Raw genomic sequence first — 254 nt, 5'->3', positions numbered from 1 at the left:
GCGACCGCCTCGGCGGCCTCGCGCGCGCCCGGCGCCGTCGTCGCATCGATCGCAGCCGCCGCAAGGGCGCGCGCCTGCTCGATCGTGTACTTCGACAGCTCGAGGCGGACGTCGGCCAGGGCGGCCGACCCGCTGCTCGCCGTCGTGCTCGTCGGACTGGGGGCCACGACGCTGTCGATGACCCCGGCCGCCGCCTCGCCGCAGATGCCCACGGGCTTCCCCGCGGTCGCCCCGGCGTCGCCGAGAGCCCGGAC

1 pseudogene is annotated in these 254 nt (G+C 78.0%); it reads right to left on the bottom strand.

Features of this window, described 5'->3' with window-relative positions:
- Positions 1–254: pseudogene (locus tag ACZ6JE_RS15355) on the bottom strand (phosphoenolpyruvate--protein phosphotransferase); the annotation flags it as partial.

The organism is Frigoribacterium sp. AC759, assembly GCF_979256015.1.
This window is presented reverse-complemented; position numbering and strand designations above follow the sequence as displayed.